Origin of the sequence: Bacillus sp. 196mf (assembly GCF_003217275.1) — a bacterium.
Taxonomy (GTDB): domain Bacteria; phylum Bacillota; class Bacilli; order Bacillales; family Bacillaceae_G; genus Bacillus_A; species Bacillus_A thuringiensis_S.
The window spans coordinates 280,497-296,464 of record NZ_QJTG01000003.1; the positions used below are offsets into that span (position 1 = coordinate 280,497).

Consider the following 15,968-nt stretch of genomic DNA (forward strand, 5'->3'; position numbering starts at 1 on the left):
TATTATTTTGTTTTACTATTTAACGCTTTATATCCATCAACCACTACATCTAATTTACCTGTGTGAGGGTCAATAACTAAACCATGTACAGGAACATCTTTTGGGATAAGTGGATGATTTCTTACTAAATCAACATTAGCTTGCGTTGAGTCGCAAACATCATCGAATCCGAATAACCATTTTTCAAGGTCAATACCAGCATATTCAATCGCTGATAAAATTTCTGATGAAGCTACTCCGCGATCTAATATTTTTTGAAGTGTTCCTTTTGGATTCGTTTGGCTCGCGCCACATCTATGGTGTCCAATAAGGAAGATTTCATCTGCATTTAAATCGTATACTGACGCTACAACACTTTGCATAACACTATCGAAAGCAGAAGCAATTTTACCACCTGCATTTCTGATAACTTTTGCATCACCATCGTGTATATCTAAAGCTTTTGGAAGTAGCTCAATTAAACGAGCATCCATGCAAGAAACAACAACCATACGTTTTTTAGGCATTTTTGTCGCTTCACGAGGAGCGTATTCCTTATTTTCTACAAAATGTTCATTGAACGATAGAATTTCTTGTAATAACATATTTGTAACCTCCTTTAAATCTAGATGTATTTTTTTGTTGTGTCCTCTGTGTTATAAGTAAATATAGCTGATAAATAATGTGATGTAAGAGGATAAACTAAGTATAGTGAATTGTATCGATAAGCAGAATAAGTTGGCGAAACACTTTCGGGCTTTTTACTTTCACGGTGAAAGGATTGGTTTATATCATTGATCAAACAGATTTTGAGATACTGAAATTATTAGGAGAAAACTCAAGAATACAATGGAAAGAACTTGGACAAAAAATACATATGACGGGGCAAGCTGTAGGAAATCGAATTCGAAGATTAGAGGATTTAGGGATTATTGAACAGTATACAATTGCAATAAACCGAATCAAATTAGGACAAGTAGTGACTGCATTTGTTACTTTGTTCGTAACAACAGCTAATCACCAAGAGTTTATGAATTTCTTTCAAGGAGAAGAAGGGATTTCTGAAGTACACCGTATAAGTGGTGAGGGGTGTTATTTATTAAAAACACATTTTGCTTCCAACGAAGACTTAGATAACTTTCTAGGACGACTATTAAAATATGGGAACTATCGTGTTAACTTATCAATAGGAAAGTTGAAATAAGGTTTCTTTTCTTTGGAGGAGATAGTAACATTATTTGCTAAACTTTATTTGTATAGAGATAATGAAGTCGTTTAATGTTTATCTTAAATAGTCAGAGCCTTACTACAATTTATGTGTAGTAAGGCTTTTTAAAGTTGTTATATTCAACAATTAAGCTGAAGAGTTGTGGGTGGATATGAGAAGATTTCTTTCAAGAGAATCGTAAATGATTTTGTCTTAAGAAAGATCCTGCAACTCAGTACAGGATCTTTAATCAAACGTTTTTAAAAACTAAATTGTGGTTTCATATCACCTTTATAAGGTTCATGTTCAACGAATATAGTTATATCCTTACCAGCTTGGTCTTTACCAGTTCTTTTATACGTAAATTTATTCTTATCTAGTTCAGTAAGCTCAAGAGCAGCACCGTATTTATTATTTCCAATGGAAACATGGGCTCTTATTTTATTTTCGTGTACAACATCGAAGTAGCCATAATCACCGCGGCTTTGACCTGTTTCGCTATTGAAGAACTCATATTTATTAGATTTGTCATCAAATTTTGCTAAACTTATAAAATTCGAATTAAACTGTGTTACATCGTTACCAGCTTCGTCTAATACCTTTGTTCCGTGCCAAAGGGTACCGCCTAAAATTTTATCTCCATCAACGTTTTTAACAATATCGCCTGTAGTCGTGTTCAGCTGCTTGTCCGGATCAGTGAAAGAAAGTTCTTTTTCTTTATATGGGACATGTTCAACGAAAACTTCTACATCTTTACCGTTAGCGTCTTTCCCCATTCGTTTATAAGTAAATACATTTTTATTTAGTTTTGTCATGTCAACGACAGCTTGATACTTCATTGATTCTGAAATTAATATTCTCTTCTTCCCATCATTTGTGACAAAGAAAGTTCCTTTATCGCCACGACTTGCACCTGTTTTAGCATCAAAAAATTCATATCTGCCTGACTTCGCATCATATTTTGCAAGACCAATGAAGTTTGCATTTTCTTTTGTTAAGTCATTCTTATCTTTGTCATACACTCGTGTACCTTGCCAATTTGTCTCGCTAAGAATATTAGTCATTTTTTGCCCTTTAGTTAATTTATTTTCCTTTTTTGTTTCTTTAGCAACTTGTTCTTGTTTTTGTTTCCCATGATTTTCTTCAGCTTTAGTACCAGCACACCCTGTTAATGCTAATGTGAATCCGAGCAATACGGATGATAGTGCTTTTGCTTTTTTGTTCATGTTTTATCGTCTCCTTATTTTATGATTTCAAGTAGTACGGTTAGCGATTATAGTAGCAGTGCGTCATATATGAACTTAGTTGCTACGTTTCTTATGTTAATACCCGACTATAAACTGCCTCTAAATAAAACATTAAAAAAAGATAAACTAATTCCTAAAATTTGTTCATATTTATAAAAAATCGCTAGATTACTGTAGTGGCTACGAGTAATCCAAAAAATACATTGTAAAGAAGAAGGAAAGCCACTAACAATAATGTAATTGCTAATAGAGCTAATCGATTGTAGTGCAAAACTTTTGAGAAAAACTGTAGGAGAAATGAAGATTTTATAGAATTCGTTTCGTATAGGAAGGGGATGTCCATGTTTGATTCAACAGATTTTAAGATTATACAATTACTACAAGAAAACGCTAGAATGAACTGGAAGGAAATTGGGGAGATAGTACATTTGACTGGCCAGGCTGTTGGGAAACGAATTAATAAATTAGAAGAAGCAGGTGTCATTCAAAAATATACGATAAATATCGATAGGGCGAAGCTAGAAGGTTCTATTATGACCTTTGTTACACTATTTTTGCATGCACCGCACTATCATAATCAAATTCAAAACTTTTTTGAAAAAACGGACGTAATTACTGAAATGTATCGTATAAGCGGCGATGGATGCTATATCATGACTCTTCACACATCTTCGCATCAGCAATTAGAAGAGGCTCTTGCAGATGTTTTACATTATGGTGATTATCGTATAAATACTGTCATTAAGACAATGGAAAAAAAGAAAGAATAAGATACTTATCCTTTCTTTTTTTCATATGGAACTGTAATTCTTTATTTGCTTTTGTTTATAAAACAGTTTGCTGACATGACTGTTGCATAAATATCACCAAACTCTAATGCACTCATGAACGATTGATGAGCGTGTACTGCGGAGATTAGATTTCCTTGGAATTCTAAATCTTTTGTTGTACAAGCATCTTCAATTACAATACATTGAAATCCTAAATCACTAGCAGCACGTACTGTTGCATCAATACATACATGAGTCATCATACCGCAAATGACTAGTTGATCTATTTTTTCTGTCTGTAATGTTTCTAATAAATTTGTTCTTAAAAAACTGTTAGGATGATGTTTTTGAATGACTCTTTCGTTAGCAATCGGTTTTACATCATCATAAATTTGAACACCTACTGTATCGGGTAAGAAGAAAGTAGCTCCTTCATTGTTCGCAATATGTTGTACATGAATAACTGTTTTATGTTTTTCACGAAATGCTCTCAAAACTTCTTTCGCTTTTTGTGCGGCTTTTTCAGGTTGATGTAATTCCATATTGCCGCCTTCAAAGTAATCATTTTGTATGTCTACTAATAGTAACGCTTCGTTCATCGTTATTCCCCCATACTTAGTGATTCAGCACGTTATTTGTACTGTACCGTTATTATATAAATTGTAGCTATGCGGAAGTAATAACGTTATGAAAAGATTTTAACGGATATAGTTTCAGTGTGAAAAAAGTGAAAGTTGGTATAAGTACAAATGGATTTTGTGGAATTCACAGCAAGGTTATAGATAGAGTGGCATCACAGGGTTAAAAACCATACCTTTGCTGGAGGAGCGGGTTATGTTTTTTTATGAGGAAATGCGATTTTAAGTTTTTGCTGAAGATGTTTTTCTAGGATATGCTGTGAGTGATTGGAGTGAGGTAGTGTCAGATATTGTCGAGCAATCGATATACTGGAAAAATCGTTGATATATTGTGAGTTGTGATAGATATATTGAGAAAATCGTTGATATATTGTGAGTTGTGATAGATATATTGAAAAAATCGTTGATATATTTGTAAAGGGGTGTTTGAGGTGATTGTGAAAGAGAGAAAAATGCCGATTTATATAAGACAGTTAGAAGCACTTCTTAGAAGGTTACCTGTACATCATCCGAAACGAAATTTAATTGGAGAAAACTTGGCAAAACACATGGCGGGGTATAAAGGAGAGCAAGCGATTGATTATCCGCTTAGTTTTATTTCTGAGAAAGAGTATAGTGTCTTACATGATGTTCGCTTATGTAATTATGATAAATACTTTCAAATTGATACTATTATCCTTTCCACAAAGTTTCTTCTTTTTCTTGAGATAAAAAATATAGCAGGTACATTAATGTTTGATGCAAAGTTTAATCAACTTATCCGAATAACAGAAGGAAATTCAGAGGGATTTCCAGATCCGGTTTTACAAATAAAAAGGCAAGAAATACAACTAAAGAAATGGTTAAACTCACATGGATTTTCCTCTAGTCTTCCAATTGAGTCCCTCGTTGTTATTAGCTCGCCTCGTACCATTATAAAATCTTCAGATGACAATCTTCTTCATACAATTATTCATAGTGCCAATTTACCTCATAAAATAAAGTGGTTTGAAAGTAAATATAAGAGAAAAGTTATAGATAATGTAGATAGGCTCATTCATCAAATGATAGCGGAGCATTCTCCACTTCAACAAAATATACTTGAGCAATATAAAATAGAAAAAGAGGAGTTGCTAAATGGAGTACAATGTGAGAAATGCTTAGTTATTCCAATGGTTAAAGTTAAGAAGGGTTGGCGTTGTACAAGTTGTAAAGATTTTTCAAAAGTGGCACATGTGGATGCTATACGAGATTATGCATTGCTCATTAGTAAGACATGTACGAACGGTAATTTGAAAGAGTTTCTCCATGTTTCGTCGGGTATGGTTGTAAACAGAATTCTCCACACACTAAATCTTCCCTACACTGGAAACAACAAAGGACGAATATATGATTTAACTTCTTTCCAATCGTAATTTTGCTATAATAAATAAGTACTTATACGAAGGGGAGTCTAAAGAGAGTATGAAGTCATTTAATATCGATCATGTTATAGCTAGTGTTTTGCAATGGATATTAAATATAGCTTTAATTATATTATCCATTGTGTTATCAATTTTCTTAGTGAATGAGACAATTACATTTGTGCAGTATATTTTTTCGGCAAAAGAGTATACGTCTTATAAATTGGTTGAAAGTATCATCGTTTATTTCTTATACTTCGAGTTCATTGCATTAATTATTAAGTATTTTAAATCGAATTATCATTTCCCGTTACGTTATTTTATTTATATCGGAATTACGGCCTTAATTCGATTGATTATTGTGTCTCATGAGGAACCGATGGAGACGTTATTATACGCAGGAGCAATTCTTGTTTTAGTTATTGCTTTATACATATCGAATATGAGAGATTTGAGAAAAGAGTAGTAGTGTAGACGTAAGTTTGCACTACTTTTTTACATCTTGACCTTCAAGTTGCTTGAAAGTTTACAATGAAATTAGGGCGTTTGAAATCGAAAAAAATTGAGAAATTAAGTGAAGAGGTTTCTTTTACTTGGAGGTTATAGGAATGAATCAGGAATTGAAGTTACGTCCATTAGAACGAGAAGATTTAAAGTTCGTACACGAACTGAATAATAATGCGCATATTATGTCGTATTGGTTTGAAGAGCCATATGAGGCATTTGTGGAGCTGCAAGACTTATACGATAAACATATACATGATCAAAGCGAACGCCGATTTATCGTTGAGAAAGACAATGAAATGGTTGGGTTAGTTGAGTTAGTAGAAATCGATTATATTCATCGTAGAACAGAATTCCAAATTATTATTGATCCGAATTATCAAGGATATGGTTATGCAGCGGATGCGACGCGTTTAGCGATGGATTACGCTTTTTCCGTACTAAATATGCATAAGCTTTATTTAGTGGTGGATAAGGAAAATGAAAAGGCAGTACATGTTTATAAAAAAGTTGGATTTATGGTAGAAGGTGAGCTTATCGATGAGTTTTTCGTTGATGGTAACTATCATAATGCGATAAGAATGTGTATGTTTCAGAAGCAATATTTTGAAAACAAGTAGTTGAAAGATTCGGAAGTAATGTTGACGCTTCATAAAACCGTATGCTAAAATCCCTTTTAAGTATTAAGGAAGGTGCAGAATATGCTTTATATAAAATTTGTAAAACTCATTAGAAAACTTTGCTCCGCACAAATGTATACGGTGAAGCGTTGTACGGAGCTTAATCAAGGGGTATAAATCCCCTATATTCATCGGCTGAATAACTTTTCTAAAAAAGTATAGTTTATCTATGCTTATTTCGTTATGGTTTTTCAGCTGGTGTATAAAATAGATTAAGGGGCCATAGACAATGCTTTGTCTATGGCCCTTTGTTATATTATTCCGATGAGTCTTTACCGTAAATTGGAGTAGTATAGGAAAAACCACGAAGCAGAGGGCTAGTGTCGAATGACGCTATCTCTCTGCTTTTTTTAATTTCAGGAAAAGAGGAATAAAAATGAGTTTACTTAAAGTTGAAAGTTTATCACATAGTTTTATAGATAAAGTATTATACGAGAATGCTTCTTTTGATTTGCATAAAGGGGAGCATATGGGAATTGTTGGGCATCTTGATCAATACGCTGAAATTGATGAGGGTTATACCATTTCACAATATTTAAAGAGAGCTTTTTATGATTTGTATGAAATGGAAAAGAGAATGAACAAGTTATATGAAGAAAGTGCGATGACTGGAGATGAGAATCAACTACTAAAAGCAGCTGAAATGCAAGAGCAGCTTGAAGCTCGTGATTTTTATTCAGTAGACAGTATTACGAATAAGGTGGCAGCCGGTTTAGGTATTGATGCGATTGGGATGAATCGTGTTATTGGTGAATTAAGCGGAGGGCAGCGTGCAAAGGTAATTTTAGCGAAGCTCTTATTAGAAGAGCCTAATATTTTATTACTAGATGAACCGACGAATTTTCTTGATAAAGAGCATGTGGAGTGGCTTGCTAATTATTTAATGAATTTTGAAGGAGCGTTTATTGTCGTGTCACATGATTTTGATTTTCTGGAAAAAGTAACTTCTTGCATATGTGATGTAGAGTTCGGAACAGTTAAGAAGTATTACGGTAAATACTCAGATTTTATAAGACAAAAGGAGCATTTACGAAAAGATTATATTCGCCAATATTATGCACAGCAAAAGAAAATTGAAAAAACGGAAGAGTATATTCGTAGAAATATTGCTGGGGTGAATTCAAAAATAGCGCAAGGTCGTCGAAAACAATTGGAGCGTATGGAAAGAATTGCGCCACCAAGTTTTACTCATAAACCGTCTATTCATTTTCAGGAACTTCCCATTTCAGTTCAGACAGTTTTTGAAGTAAATAACCTTGAAGTTGGTTACGACTTCGCTCTCTTACCAAAGTTGAATTTTTCAGTAATGGGTGGGCAAAAACTTGTTATTACAGGTTTCAATGGAGTAGGGAAATCTACTTTATTAAAAACAATCGTTGGAAATATTGCTAGTATTTCTGGAGAGTTTCACTTTTCAGAGCAACTAAAGATTGGATATTATGAGCAAGATTTAAATTGGAGCAATGATTCTTTAACGCCGCTTCAAATTATTTCAGAACAGTTTCCTAAACTGAATATGAAGGAAATACGCCATCATTTAGCTGCGTGTGGTGTGAAGGATACGCACGTTTCGCAAGAAATTCGTACGTTAAGTGGTGGGGAACAATCGAAGGTGAAACTGTGCGGATTATTACTATCACCTTGTAACTTCTTAATTTTAGATGAGCCGACAAATCATTTAGATGCAGAAGCGAAGGAAGCTTTGCAAAAGGCGCTAATTAAGTTTAAGGGCAGCATTATCCTCGTATCTCACGAAGCGAGTTTTTATCTTGATTGGGCAGATAGCATCTTTCATATAGAGACAGGATTAGTTAAGGGGGTGTGAAACATATGAGTGAAAACAATTGGAAAACGAAAATTATATTATTTTTGACCGCTCAAACTATTTCGTTGTTCGGCTCCTCTCTCGTGCAATACGCGATTATATGGTATATCCCCCTTACAACATCATCAGGAGTGATGTTGACTATTTCAACTGTTTGCGGTTTCCTACCACAAATTGCGATATCTTTGTTTGCAGGTGTTTGGATTGATCGTTATGACCGTAAAAAGATGATTATGTTATCGGACGGGATTATAGCGATTGCGACGTTAGTTTTAGCAATTTTATTTTTAACAGGATATAAAAGTATTTGGTTACTTTTTATTGTGTTACTCATTCGTTCAGCTGGAACAGGAGTACAAACGCCAGCTGTGAATGCATTAATTCCGCAAATCGTTCCGAAAGAGTATCTTATGAAAGTAAATGGAATAAATAGCAGTATTACATCTTTAATTATGTTTCTTTCTCCAGCAGCAAGTGCGACGATTCTTTCTATTGCCAGCATTGAAACAACATTTTTTATTGATGTTATTACGGCTATGATTGGAATTAGTATTATGCTTATCATTCAAGTAGAGGGACATGTGAATGCAGAGAATAAGCAAAAATCTAATCTACAAGGAATTAAAGAAGGATTCTCTTATTTAAAAGAAAATGTATTTATTAAAAGGCTAATCATTTTATTGATTATCGTCATGATTTTAATAAGTCCAGCTGCTTTTTTAACACCTTTAATGGTAACTCGTTCTTTCGGGGCCGAAATGTGGAGACTTACTGCTAGTGAGATGACCTTTAGTGCGGGTGCGGCAGCTGGTGGCGTATTGATTGCGGCGTGGGGTGGCTTTCGTAATCGTATGTATACAACAGCGCTAGCTTGTGCATTATATGGACTGCTTATGATTGGACTCGGAATAGCACCGATATTTATTATGTATTTAGTATTTAATTTTTTAATTGGTATAACAATGCCGTGCTTCAATACACCAGTTACTGTGTTATTGCAGGAGAAAGTAGAACCATCGATGCACGGACGGATGTTCAGCCTTGTACAAATTGCGAATTCATGCGCGCTTCCTTTAGGAATGATAATATTTGGTCCGTTGTCGGATATGTTTAGTGTAGAGATTTTGTTAATTTATGCTGGGATATTCGTGCTATTTTGCGCAATGTATATTGTATTAAGCAAGAGGTTTGAAGTGTAAATATTTATAATTTAGAAGGTTTGTGAAGGAATTTAAGATGCTTCGCAAACCTTTTTTTATTAGTCTAGTCAATAATTATTTATTGTTAAACGATAAATAATTATTGACTGTTAATGTTATTTTAGATAATATGATGTTAACGATTTAAGAAGAATTACATAAGTAGAGGAGAATGTGAAATGAAAAATAAATACGTAGTAGCTATTTCTTTCATGATTTTAGCGATTATTTCTTTAACTATACATGCTTCAAACAGTAAAGTAGGAGCGGATGGATTCCTTGAAGAACCTTTCTTTTTCCTAGTACCGATAAGTTATGTATTGTTCCTTAGTGGTATTGGTGTATTATTATTTGGATTTATTACTTCCAAGCTAAAAAAGGGCAATAGATAGGGGCAACCTATAGGGACAAAACACTTACTATGAAATAGAAACATACCATATGGAAGAAAAAGAATAAGTGAGATGAATCATGATGAACCATCATTTTTATAATGGAAGACAAGTAGGAGCAGCTATTACACTGGCTGGGGCACAGGGGACAATTCATGCTGTGAATCAAGCTATTCAAATGCAACAACAAGCATATTTTGCACAAATGTTGCAAAGTCAGTATATGCCGTATTCACAACTTCCGATGCAAATTGTACATTACGATGTACATCCAGCTGGTTTATTTTCCATTCCATATGGCGGGACATATTTCTTATGAAAAAAAGCGACTCAATAGAGTCGCTTTTTTTATATTCCGCCTAGCTTCATTCCAAGGAATGCGAAGAGGATACCAATTATGTAAGTAGCACTTAAATATAAAAGGAAGATGTACGTTTTTTTTAGATTGAGAAGCTGAACAGATTCTAATTTAAACGTAGAAAATGTAGTGAATGCGCCCATAAATCCAGTACCTAATAATAGTTGCCAGCCTGTAGTGACTCCGTTGCCAATTATATATCCAAGTAAAAATGCCCCTGTTATATTAATAAGGAATGTAGCAATTGGAAATTGTGTTTTATTTCTTTTCTTAAACCAATTGCTAATTGCAAATCGTGTAATCGCACCGAAAAATCCTCCTGTTGCGACTAATAAAGCTTCTATCATGAGTAATCACCTTCCGTAAGAGATTTCTTAATTAAGAAATCTCCAAGTGTATAGCCAAGGCCAGACATAATGAGGCCACCAAGTATGCTGCATGATACATATAAGAAGGCTATGCTCCACTCAGAATGATTGATCAATTGCACAGTTTCTACACTAAATGTTGAAAAAGTCGTAAAGGAACCGATGAATCCAGTTCCGATGCCTGTGATAACCTCTGAAGGTAAGATGTTTAGCCGAGCGATATAAGTAGTTAGCCACGCTAAGAAAAAGCAACCGATTAAGTTAATGAGTAATGTTGCCAATGGAAATGAATGATGCCAAAATGTGTTGATATTAAGACCTAAATAATAACGAGAAAGAGCTCCTAATATACCAGCAATGCCAACGATAATATAAATCAATTTTCTCACCTCTTTAAATAGCTTGCTCAAAAAAATAGACTCCTACCAGTATCCATACTGGTAGGAGTCATTAGCTAAGCAGCGTTTATGGCGAACTCCATCGCCTATGATTATTACATATAGTGTACTAAATATACCGTTTAATTTCCAGTGAGGAGGAGGGTGTAACTTTTCTTTTTTTGATGTCTGAAGGCTTTTTAAGTAATTAAAATGGGATCGATTACTTATCAACTAAATATAGTGATATAGGGTTTTAATTATGATAAAATGTTTCTTATGTGTGTCGTTTCGTTTTATTTGACTGAAAATAAAGAAAAATAAATTCGTGTGAAAAGGAGTCATTTATTTGAAGAAATTTTTTAAAATCGTATTTATATGTGTTTTAGTAGTAGCGGGCATTGTAGGAGGATTTCTAGCGTATATGACACTTACTAAAGAACAGCCTGCTGATGTTACAAGCTTGAAGGTGGAGAATAATAAGGAGCGCGTATTAGCGACTGGAAATGAATTTAAAGTTACAACATTTAATATTGGATATGCTGGGTTAGATAAGGATCAAGATTTCTTTATGGATGGTGGAAAGGGATCTGGTTCAAGTAGTAAAGAGCAAACGGAAACTAATTTAAAGAATATGCTTTCGTTTTTACAAAATGAGAATAGTGATTTTGCACTATTACAAGAAGTTGATATAAAGTCACTTCGTTCATTTGATGTAAATGAACATGAATTTTTGAAAAAAGGATTACCTGATTATGTTTCGTCATTTGGCAAGAACTACGATACGAAATGGGTTCCAGTGCCAATAACAAATCCAATGGGATATGCGGAGGCTGGATTAAGTACGTTTTCTAAATACACTGTTCAAGAAGCGAAGAGGTTCCAGCTTCCTGGAATGGAGCCTTGGCCAAAGCGTTTGTTTGATTTAGATCGAGCAATTGTGGAATATAAAATCCCTGTTAATAATGGGAAACATGTTAGACTCGTAAATTTACATTTGTCTGCTTATGATGAAGGCGGGAAAATTAGAAAACAGCAAGTAGAGTACTTAAAAGAATATATGAACAAGCATTATGAAAATGGTGATTACGTAATAATGGGCGGAGATTGGAATCAATTAGTTTCAAACGCTCAATTAAGTGATCCGAAGTTCGTGAAAGAGCGACCTGAGTGGTTAGTAGAGTTACCGAAGGACTTTACAGACGGTGGCTTTAAGTGGGCTGTAGATCCGTCTGTTATGACTGTGAGAGATGATGTAAAGAAATATGTAGAAGGTGAAAATTTCGTCACTATTATTGATGGCTTTATCGTTTCACCGAATGTAGAGATTGTAAATGTACAAGGGAAAGATTTAAAGTTTGAAAATAGCGATCATAACCCAGTAAGTGCGGTATTTAAACTGAAGTAATTGATATGTATAAGTAGAAGTAGAAGGTGGGGCTTCATATGGAGTGGTTAAAGAGGACTTGTTTTTCTAACCTTGAGAAAGAATCACAGAAAAATCATTTATTACTGTTTATAACGATTTGTAGTTTCTTCCTTGGGATAATCGCGATTGGGTATTATGGATATATTTTTACAGAGAGAGCAATGGCGTTTTGGATCTGTGGTATTTCTGTCGTTGTATTTGGAACGTTTTTTACTTTTATAAAAAGTATGGAATCAGCGTATAAATATATCATGACATTTATGTTGCTTACAATGTCTTACATTATGGTACAAGCTTTTAATGAAAGCCCGGCTGTATTTCAAATGGTCTATTTTACATTAGCTGTTTCACTTATTTACTTAAGTGAGCGCCTCATTTTAATTCTTGGCGGGGTAGCTGTTGTAATCACATTTATCCTTTGTAGCTATTGGCCGGAGCAATTTTTTGCTTATACAGCCTCATCTGAAGCTGCTAATTTCGCAAGTTTGTTAGCGATTGTAACAATCGCTATGTGGGGCGTCACGAAAATCGGTTCTAATCTGCTCCTTCGTTTAAGTGATGAGAAGCAAGAAGTAATGAGAAAAGCTCAGGAGTTAGAAGAGACGCAAAGACTTATTGAAGAAACAGTTGTGAAACTAGATAGTAATTTCAATCATTTAAGACAAAATATGAACACGTCGATGGAATCGATGAGTGAAATTAATTTTGCCTTTGAAGAGGTAGCAGTTGGTACGCAATCACAATCAGAAATGATGTATCGTTCGGTAGAAGTATTGAATGATATGGAGGGAAATATTGAACAAATTATATCTCAAGTAAGAACTGCATCGGCTCGTGTGGATAAAAGTTTAGAAATTTCAAAGGGTAGCGTACATACTTTAAGAAATTTTGAAGCTAACATGAGAAGTTTAAATGATGTTGTTTCACAGTCTGGAATTATATTTAGAGATTTAATGATGCAATCGAAACAAATTAATGAAATTGTAGATGTAATAACGAATATTTCAAGTCAGACGAGTTTGCTAGCTTTAAATGCAAATATTGAAGCTGCCAGGGCAGGCGAGCATGGAAAAGGTTTTGCTATTGTAGCGAGTGAAGTGTTAAAGCTTGCTGAAGAATCAAATCGTTCTGCGGGAAGAATTCAAGGGATTTTGAAGGAGTTTAGTAATCAAGCAAGTAAGGTAGAAGTGCAGGTAGAGAAGTCAGAAAGAGTACAAGAAGAGTGTAACGAAATGTTAGCAAGCGTTTTAACAAACGTAACTGATTTAGGGAAGTTTATTGATGCGATTAATAAAGTAATGCGAGAGGTTGTTGTTCATCAAGAAAGTTTCCAAGTTAAAACGACGAATATTGTAAAGGATGTTACGCATGCTTCTAACGTAATTCAGCAAACTTCTACAGCTACAGAAGAAGTGCTAGCGAGTGTGGAAGAAGAAAAACATCGAAATGATATATCGGTGAAGACGTTACATACTGTTAGCGAGCAAGTGAAGTTACTAGAAGATATTCTAGAAAAGTAATATTTCTTGAAAAGGGCACACCATGTGTGCTCTTTTTTCATTTAAATAAATACTTGATAGTAATTTAATTGCTTTTCTGCGCGTTTTCTGCCAAGCTTAAGGAGATAAAGTGAGACTAATACATACTGATTATTAGTTGAACCTCGCAAATAGCGGGATAAAATACTTCAAAGAAAGAATTATATAGGTGACGAATATGATTGAAGTTAAGACTTCTGAACTTAGTGATGGAGAATTTAATAGAGGTGTATTTGCAACTCGTGATATTAAAAAGGGTGAGTTGATTCACTCAGCACCAGTTATCTCTTATCCGAATGAACAGCATGAACACATTGAAAAAACGTTACTTGCTGACTACGCATTTGAGTATGGGGTAAATCATACGGCATTCCTGTTAGGATACGGCATGTTATTTAATCATGCATATAATCCGAATGCAACGTATGAAATTGTCTTCGAGAATCATACTTTTAACTTCTTCGCGTATAAGGATATAAAAGCGGGAGAAGAAATTTTAATCAATTATAATGGTGAAGTGGATGACGATGAGCTATTATGGTTTGATAAGGAAAAAGAAGAGAACGAAAAATAATTTAATGAGTATAGAAAGAGCACATTCTGTGGAATGTGCTCTTTTTTCATTGATGTAAATAAAGTAAAAAGTACAAAAAAATACCACTTTCTTTTTGTATGGTATAGTAAGATACTGAGGGATAGTGTTTTGAAAAAGTCACATATTTTACAAATTGTTGTCTTTCTGATGACATGTCAAGTTTAGTAGTCCATTTGGGTTGCTTTATTATGCAATATATATTTTAATATGAGTGGCACCTCTTATAAATTAAGAGGTTTATAGGTGTCTCGAATTGATTTTGGGTACACTGTATCCACCACTTTAGGTTCTTTCATGTACGTGGGGATATTATGGGCCCGTATAACGGGATAAAATGAATATAGAAATAGAGGAATCGTAAAATGAATATGCAAGAGGTTTATAAATATTTAAGTACGGTATTGCCTGAAGGACATGTTAAACAAGATGAAATGTTAAAGAATCATACGCATATTAAAGTTGGCGGAAAAGCAGATGTTTTTGTTGCGCCTACAAATTATGATGAAATTCAAGAAGTTATCAAATATGCGAACGAATATAATATTCCAGTTACGTTTTTAGGAAATGGATCGAATGTCATTATTAAAGATGGTGGAATTCGCGGGATTACAGTAAGTTTAATTCATATTACAGGTGTTACTGTAACAGGAACGACGATTGTAGCACAGTGTGGTGCAGCAATTATTGACGTATCACGTATTGCTTTAGACCATAACTTAACGGGTCTTGAGTTTGCTTGTGGTATTCCAGGTTCAGTTGGCGGAGCGTTATATATGAATGCTGGTGCTTACGGTGGTGAAGTATCGTTTGTGTTAACAGAAGCTGTTGTAATGACAGGTGATGGAGAGCTACGTACTTTGACGAAAGAAGCGTTTGAATTTGGATATCGTAAGAGTGTATTTGCGAACAACCATTACATTATTCTTGAAGCGAGATTTGAACTTGAAGAAGGTGTACGTGAAGAAATTAAAGCAAAAATGGATGATTTAACGTTTAAGCGTGAGTCAAAACAGCCTCTAGAATATCCTTCATGTGGTAGCGTATTTAAGCGTCCACCAAATAACTTTGCTGGTAAGTTGATTCAAGACTCAGGACTACAAGGTAAGCGAATTGGTGGAGTGGAAGTTTCTTTAAAACACGCTGGATTTATGGTGAATGTTGATAACGGAACAGCACAAGATTACATCGATTTAATTCACTTCGTACAAAAGACAGTTGAAGAGAAATTTGGCGTGAAGTTAGAGCGAGAAGTAAGGATTATTGGAGAAGATAAGGAATAACGAAATACGTATGAAGATATGAATTATTTTAAAATAATATTTGGGTATTGTTGACAATTTGTTTTCAATTCAATATAATGCTAATAATTTAACAAATAACATACGTTGAAAGAGCCCAGTAGCAGTTTGTCACTGTTAACGAGAGAGCTAGGGGTTGCTGGAACCTAGCACAAACAAACTTGCGAATTACACTCTGGAGT

At 34.3% G+C, this 15,968-nt stretch carries 18 protein-coding genes, 1 riboswitch and 1 other annotated feature (1 of these 20 only partly in view); of the genes, 13 read left to right on the forward strand and 5 right to left on the reverse strand.

What is annotated here, in order from left to right; all coding sequences use genetic code 11:
* Positions 1 to 2: 2 nt before the first annotated feature.
* Entirely contained in the window at positions 3 to 584 is a 582-nt protein-coding gene (locus ATL10_RS08115) for a beta-class carbonic anhydrase (RefSeq protein WP_000926482.1), read from the reverse strand.
* A gap of 167 nt (positions 585 to 751) precedes the next feature.
* Here ATL10_RS08115 and ATL10_RS08120 point away from each other — a divergent pair, with 167 nt between their 5' ends.
* On the forward strand, positions 752 to 1,183 hold the full coding sequence (locus ATL10_RS08120) for an Lrp/AsnC family transcriptional regulator (protein ID WP_002008929.1): 432 nt from the start codon (positions 752 to 754) through the stop codon (positions 1,181 to 1,183).
* Positions 1,184 to 1,446: 263 nt separating this feature from the next.
* Here ATL10_RS08120 and ATL10_RS08125 read toward each other — a convergent pair whose 3' ends face one another.
* Positions 1,447 to 2,412: a DUF4822 domain-containing protein gene (locus ATL10_RS08125; protein ID WP_110496699.1), complete on the reverse strand. Its 966-nt coding sequence runs from the start codon at positions 2,410 to 2,412 to the stop codon at positions 1,447 to 1,449.
* A gap of 356 nt (positions 2,413 to 2,768) precedes the next feature.
* On the opposite strand from ATL10_RS08125, the gene ATL10_RS08130 reads away from it, so the two are divergent.
* The gene (locus tag ATL10_RS08130) at positions 2,769 to 3,203 is read left to right on the forward strand and encodes an Lrp/AsnC family transcriptional regulator (RefSeq protein WP_053563387.1); all 435 of its coding nucleotides are present in this window, start codon (positions 2,769 to 2,771) and stop codon (positions 3,201 to 3,203) included.
* A gap of 41 nt (positions 3,204 to 3,244) precedes the next feature.
* Here ATL10_RS08130 and ATL10_RS08135 read toward each other — a convergent pair whose 3' ends face one another.
* The gene (locus ATL10_RS08135; protein WP_072940906.1) at positions 3,245 to 3,802 is read right to left on the reverse strand and encodes a cysteine hydrolase family protein; all 558 of its coding nucleotides are present in this window, start codon (positions 3,800 to 3,802) and stop codon (positions 3,245 to 3,247) included.
* A 476-nt stretch (positions 3,803 to 4,278) separates the two neighbouring features.
* On the opposite strand from ATL10_RS08135, the gene ATL10_RS08140 reads away from it, so the two are divergent.
* The 7 genes from ATL10_RS08140 (at position 4,279) to ATL10_RS08170 (ending at position 10,142) form a co-directional block, all read left to right on the forward strand.
* Positions 4,279 to 5,235, forward strand: coding sequence for a nuclease-related domain-containing protein (locus ATL10_RS08140; RefSeq protein WP_110496715.1), 957 nt, complete (start codon positions 4,279 to 4,281; stop codon positions 5,233 to 5,235).
* A 49-nt stretch (positions 5,236 to 5,284) separates the two neighbouring features.
* Positions 5,285 to 5,689, forward strand: coding sequence for a phosphate-starvation-inducible protein PsiE (psiE, locus tag ATL10_RS08145; protein WP_000834708.1), 405 nt, complete (start codon positions 5,285 to 5,287; stop codon positions 5,687 to 5,689).
* Between the two features lie 142 nt (positions 5,690 to 5,831).
* Positions 5,832 to 6,347: a spermidine N1-acetyltransferase gene (speG, locus tag ATL10_RS08150; protein ID WP_090978101.1), complete on the forward strand. Its 516-nt coding sequence runs from the start codon at positions 5,832 to 5,834 to the stop codon at positions 6,345 to 6,347.
* Positions 6,348 to 6,783: 436 nt separating this feature from the next.
* On the forward strand, positions 6,784 to 8,232 hold the full coding sequence (locus ATL10_RS08155; protein ID WP_110496701.1) for an ABC-F family ATP-binding cassette domain-containing protein: 1,449 nt from the start codon (positions 6,784 to 6,786) through the stop codon (positions 8,230 to 8,232).
* Positions 8,233 to 8,237: 5 nt separating this feature from the next.
* A complete protein-coding gene (locus ATL10_RS08160) occupies positions 8,238 to 9,431 on the forward strand; it encodes an MFS transporter (RefSeq protein WP_142669941.1) in 1,194 nt (397 codons plus the stop codon).
* 179 nt (positions 9,432 to 9,610) lie between these two features.
* Positions 9,611 to 9,823, forward strand: a complete 213-nt coding sequence (locus tag ATL10_RS08165) for a DUF3955 domain-containing protein (RefSeq protein ID WP_000792612.1) — start codon at positions 9,611 to 9,613, stop codon at positions 9,821 to 9,823.
* A gap of 79 nt (positions 9,824 to 9,902) precedes the next feature.
* Positions 9,903 to 10,142, forward strand: a complete 240-nt coding sequence (locus ATL10_RS08170) for a DUF3947 family protein (RefSeq protein WP_000980931.1) — start codon at positions 9,903 to 9,905, stop codon at positions 10,140 to 10,142.
* 29 nt (positions 10,143 to 10,171) lie between these two features.
* On the opposite strand, the gene crcB (ATL10_RS08175) is transcribed toward ATL10_RS08170, so the two are convergent.
* Together crcB (ATL10_RS08175) and crcB (ATL10_RS08180) are read right to left on the reverse strand one after the other, a co-directional pair.
* Complete coding sequence (crcB, locus tag ATL10_RS08175) at positions 10,172 to 10,528, reverse strand: fluoride efflux transporter CrcB (protein ID WP_090978096.1); 357 nt, start codon at positions 10,526 to 10,528, stop codon at positions 10,172 to 10,174.
* A complete protein-coding gene (crcB, locus tag ATL10_RS08180; protein ID WP_000639312.1) occupies positions 10,525 to 10,929 on the reverse strand; it encodes a fluoride efflux transporter CrcB in 405 nt (134 codons plus the stop codon). Before crcB (ATL10_RS08180) ends, crcB (ATL10_RS08175) begins: the two co-directional genes overlap by 4 nt.
* A 54-nt stretch (positions 10,930 to 10,983) precedes the next feature.
* A riboswitch (Fluoride riboswitch) is annotated at positions 10,984 to 11,043 on the reverse strand.
* Between the two features lie 232 nt (positions 11,044 to 11,275).
* On the opposite strand from crcB (ATL10_RS08180), the gene ATL10_RS08185 reads away from it, so the two are divergent.
* From ATL10_RS08185 to murB, 4 genes are all read left to right on the forward strand, one after another.
* The gene (locus ATL10_RS08185) at positions 11,276 to 12,334 is read left to right on the forward strand and encodes an endonuclease/exonuclease/phosphatase family protein (RefSeq protein ID WP_000713106.1); all 1,059 of its coding nucleotides are present in this window, start codon (positions 11,276 to 11,278) and stop codon (positions 12,332 to 12,334) included.
* Positions 12,335 to 12,372: 38 nt separating this feature from the next.
* Positions 12,373 to 13,875, forward strand: a complete 1,503-nt coding sequence (locus ATL10_RS08190; RefSeq protein WP_110496705.1) for a DUF4077 domain-containing protein — start codon at positions 12,373 to 12,375, stop codon at positions 13,873 to 13,875.
* A gap of 196 nt (positions 13,876 to 14,071) precedes the next feature.
* A complete protein-coding gene (locus ATL10_RS08195; protein ID WP_000573651.1) occupies positions 14,072 to 14,467 on the forward strand; it encodes an SET domain-containing protein in 396 nt (131 codons plus the stop codon).
* A gap of 383 nt (positions 14,468 to 14,850) precedes the next feature.
* Positions 14,851 to 15,768 (forward strand): UDP-N-acetylmuramate dehydrogenase, encoded by a 918-nt coding sequence (gene murB, locus ATL10_RS08200; protein ID WP_001057106.1) that lies wholly within the window; start codon positions 14,851 to 14,853, stop codon positions 15,766 to 15,768.
* A gap of 96 nt (positions 15,769 to 15,864) precedes the next feature.
* Positions 15,865 to 15,968, forward strand: a binding site (T-box leader); it runs 112 nt beyond the window's last position.

Excerpts from the sequence above, each read along its gene's own strand:
- ATL10_RS08195 (WP_000573651.1), top strand. The coding sequence starts at position 14,072 with ATGATTGAAGTTAAGACTTCTGAACTTAGTGATGGAGAATTTAATAGA.
- ATL10_RS08190 (WP_110496705.1), top strand. The coding sequence starts at position 12,373 with ATGGAGTGGTTAAAGAGGACTTGTTTTTCTAACCTTGAGAAAGAATCA.
- crcB (WP_090978096.1), bottom strand. The coding sequence starts at position 10,528 with ATGATAGAAGCTTTATTAGTCGCAACAGGAGGATTTTTCGGTGCGATT.
- murB (WP_001057106.1), top strand. The coding sequence starts at position 14,851 with ATGAATATGCAAGAGGTTTATAAATATTTAAGTACGGTATTGCCTGAA.
- ATL10_RS08160 (WP_142669941.1), top strand. The coding sequence starts at position 8,238 with ATGAGTGAAAACAATTGGAAAACGAAAATTATATTATTTTTGACCGCT.
- ATL10_RS08155 (WP_110496701.1), top strand. The coding sequence starts at position 6,784 with ATGAGTTTACTTAAAGTTGAAAGTTTATCACATAGTTTTATAGATAAA.
- ATL10_RS08170 (WP_000980931.1), top strand. The coding sequence starts at position 9,903 with ATGATGAACCATCATTTTTATAATGGAAGACAAGTAGGAGCAGCTATT.
- psiE (WP_000834708.1), top strand. The coding sequence starts at position 5,285 with ATGAAGTCATTTAATATCGATCATGTTATAGCTAGTGTTTTGCAATGG.
- ATL10_RS08130 (WP_053563387.1), top strand. The coding sequence starts at position 2,769 with ATGTCCATGTTTGATTCAACAGATTTTAAGATTATACAATTACTACAA.
- ATL10_RS08165 (WP_000792612.1), top strand. The coding sequence starts at position 9,611 with ATGAAAAATAAATACGTAGTAGCTATTTCTTTCATGATTTTAGCGATT.
- ATL10_RS08135 (WP_072940906.1), bottom strand. The coding sequence starts at position 3,802 with ATGAACGAAGCGTTACTATTAGTAGACATACAAAATGATTACTTTGAA.
- ATL10_RS08125 (WP_110496699.1), bottom strand. The coding sequence starts at position 2,412 with ATGAACAAAAAAGCAAAAGCACTATCATCCGTATTGCTCGGATTCACA.
- speG (WP_090978101.1), top strand. The coding sequence starts at position 5,832 with ATGAATCAGGAATTGAAGTTACGTCCATTAGAACGAGAAGATTTAAAG.
- ATL10_RS08115 (WP_000926482.1), bottom strand. The coding sequence starts at position 584 with ATGTTATTACAAGAAATTCTATCGTTCAATGAACATTTTGTAGAAAAT.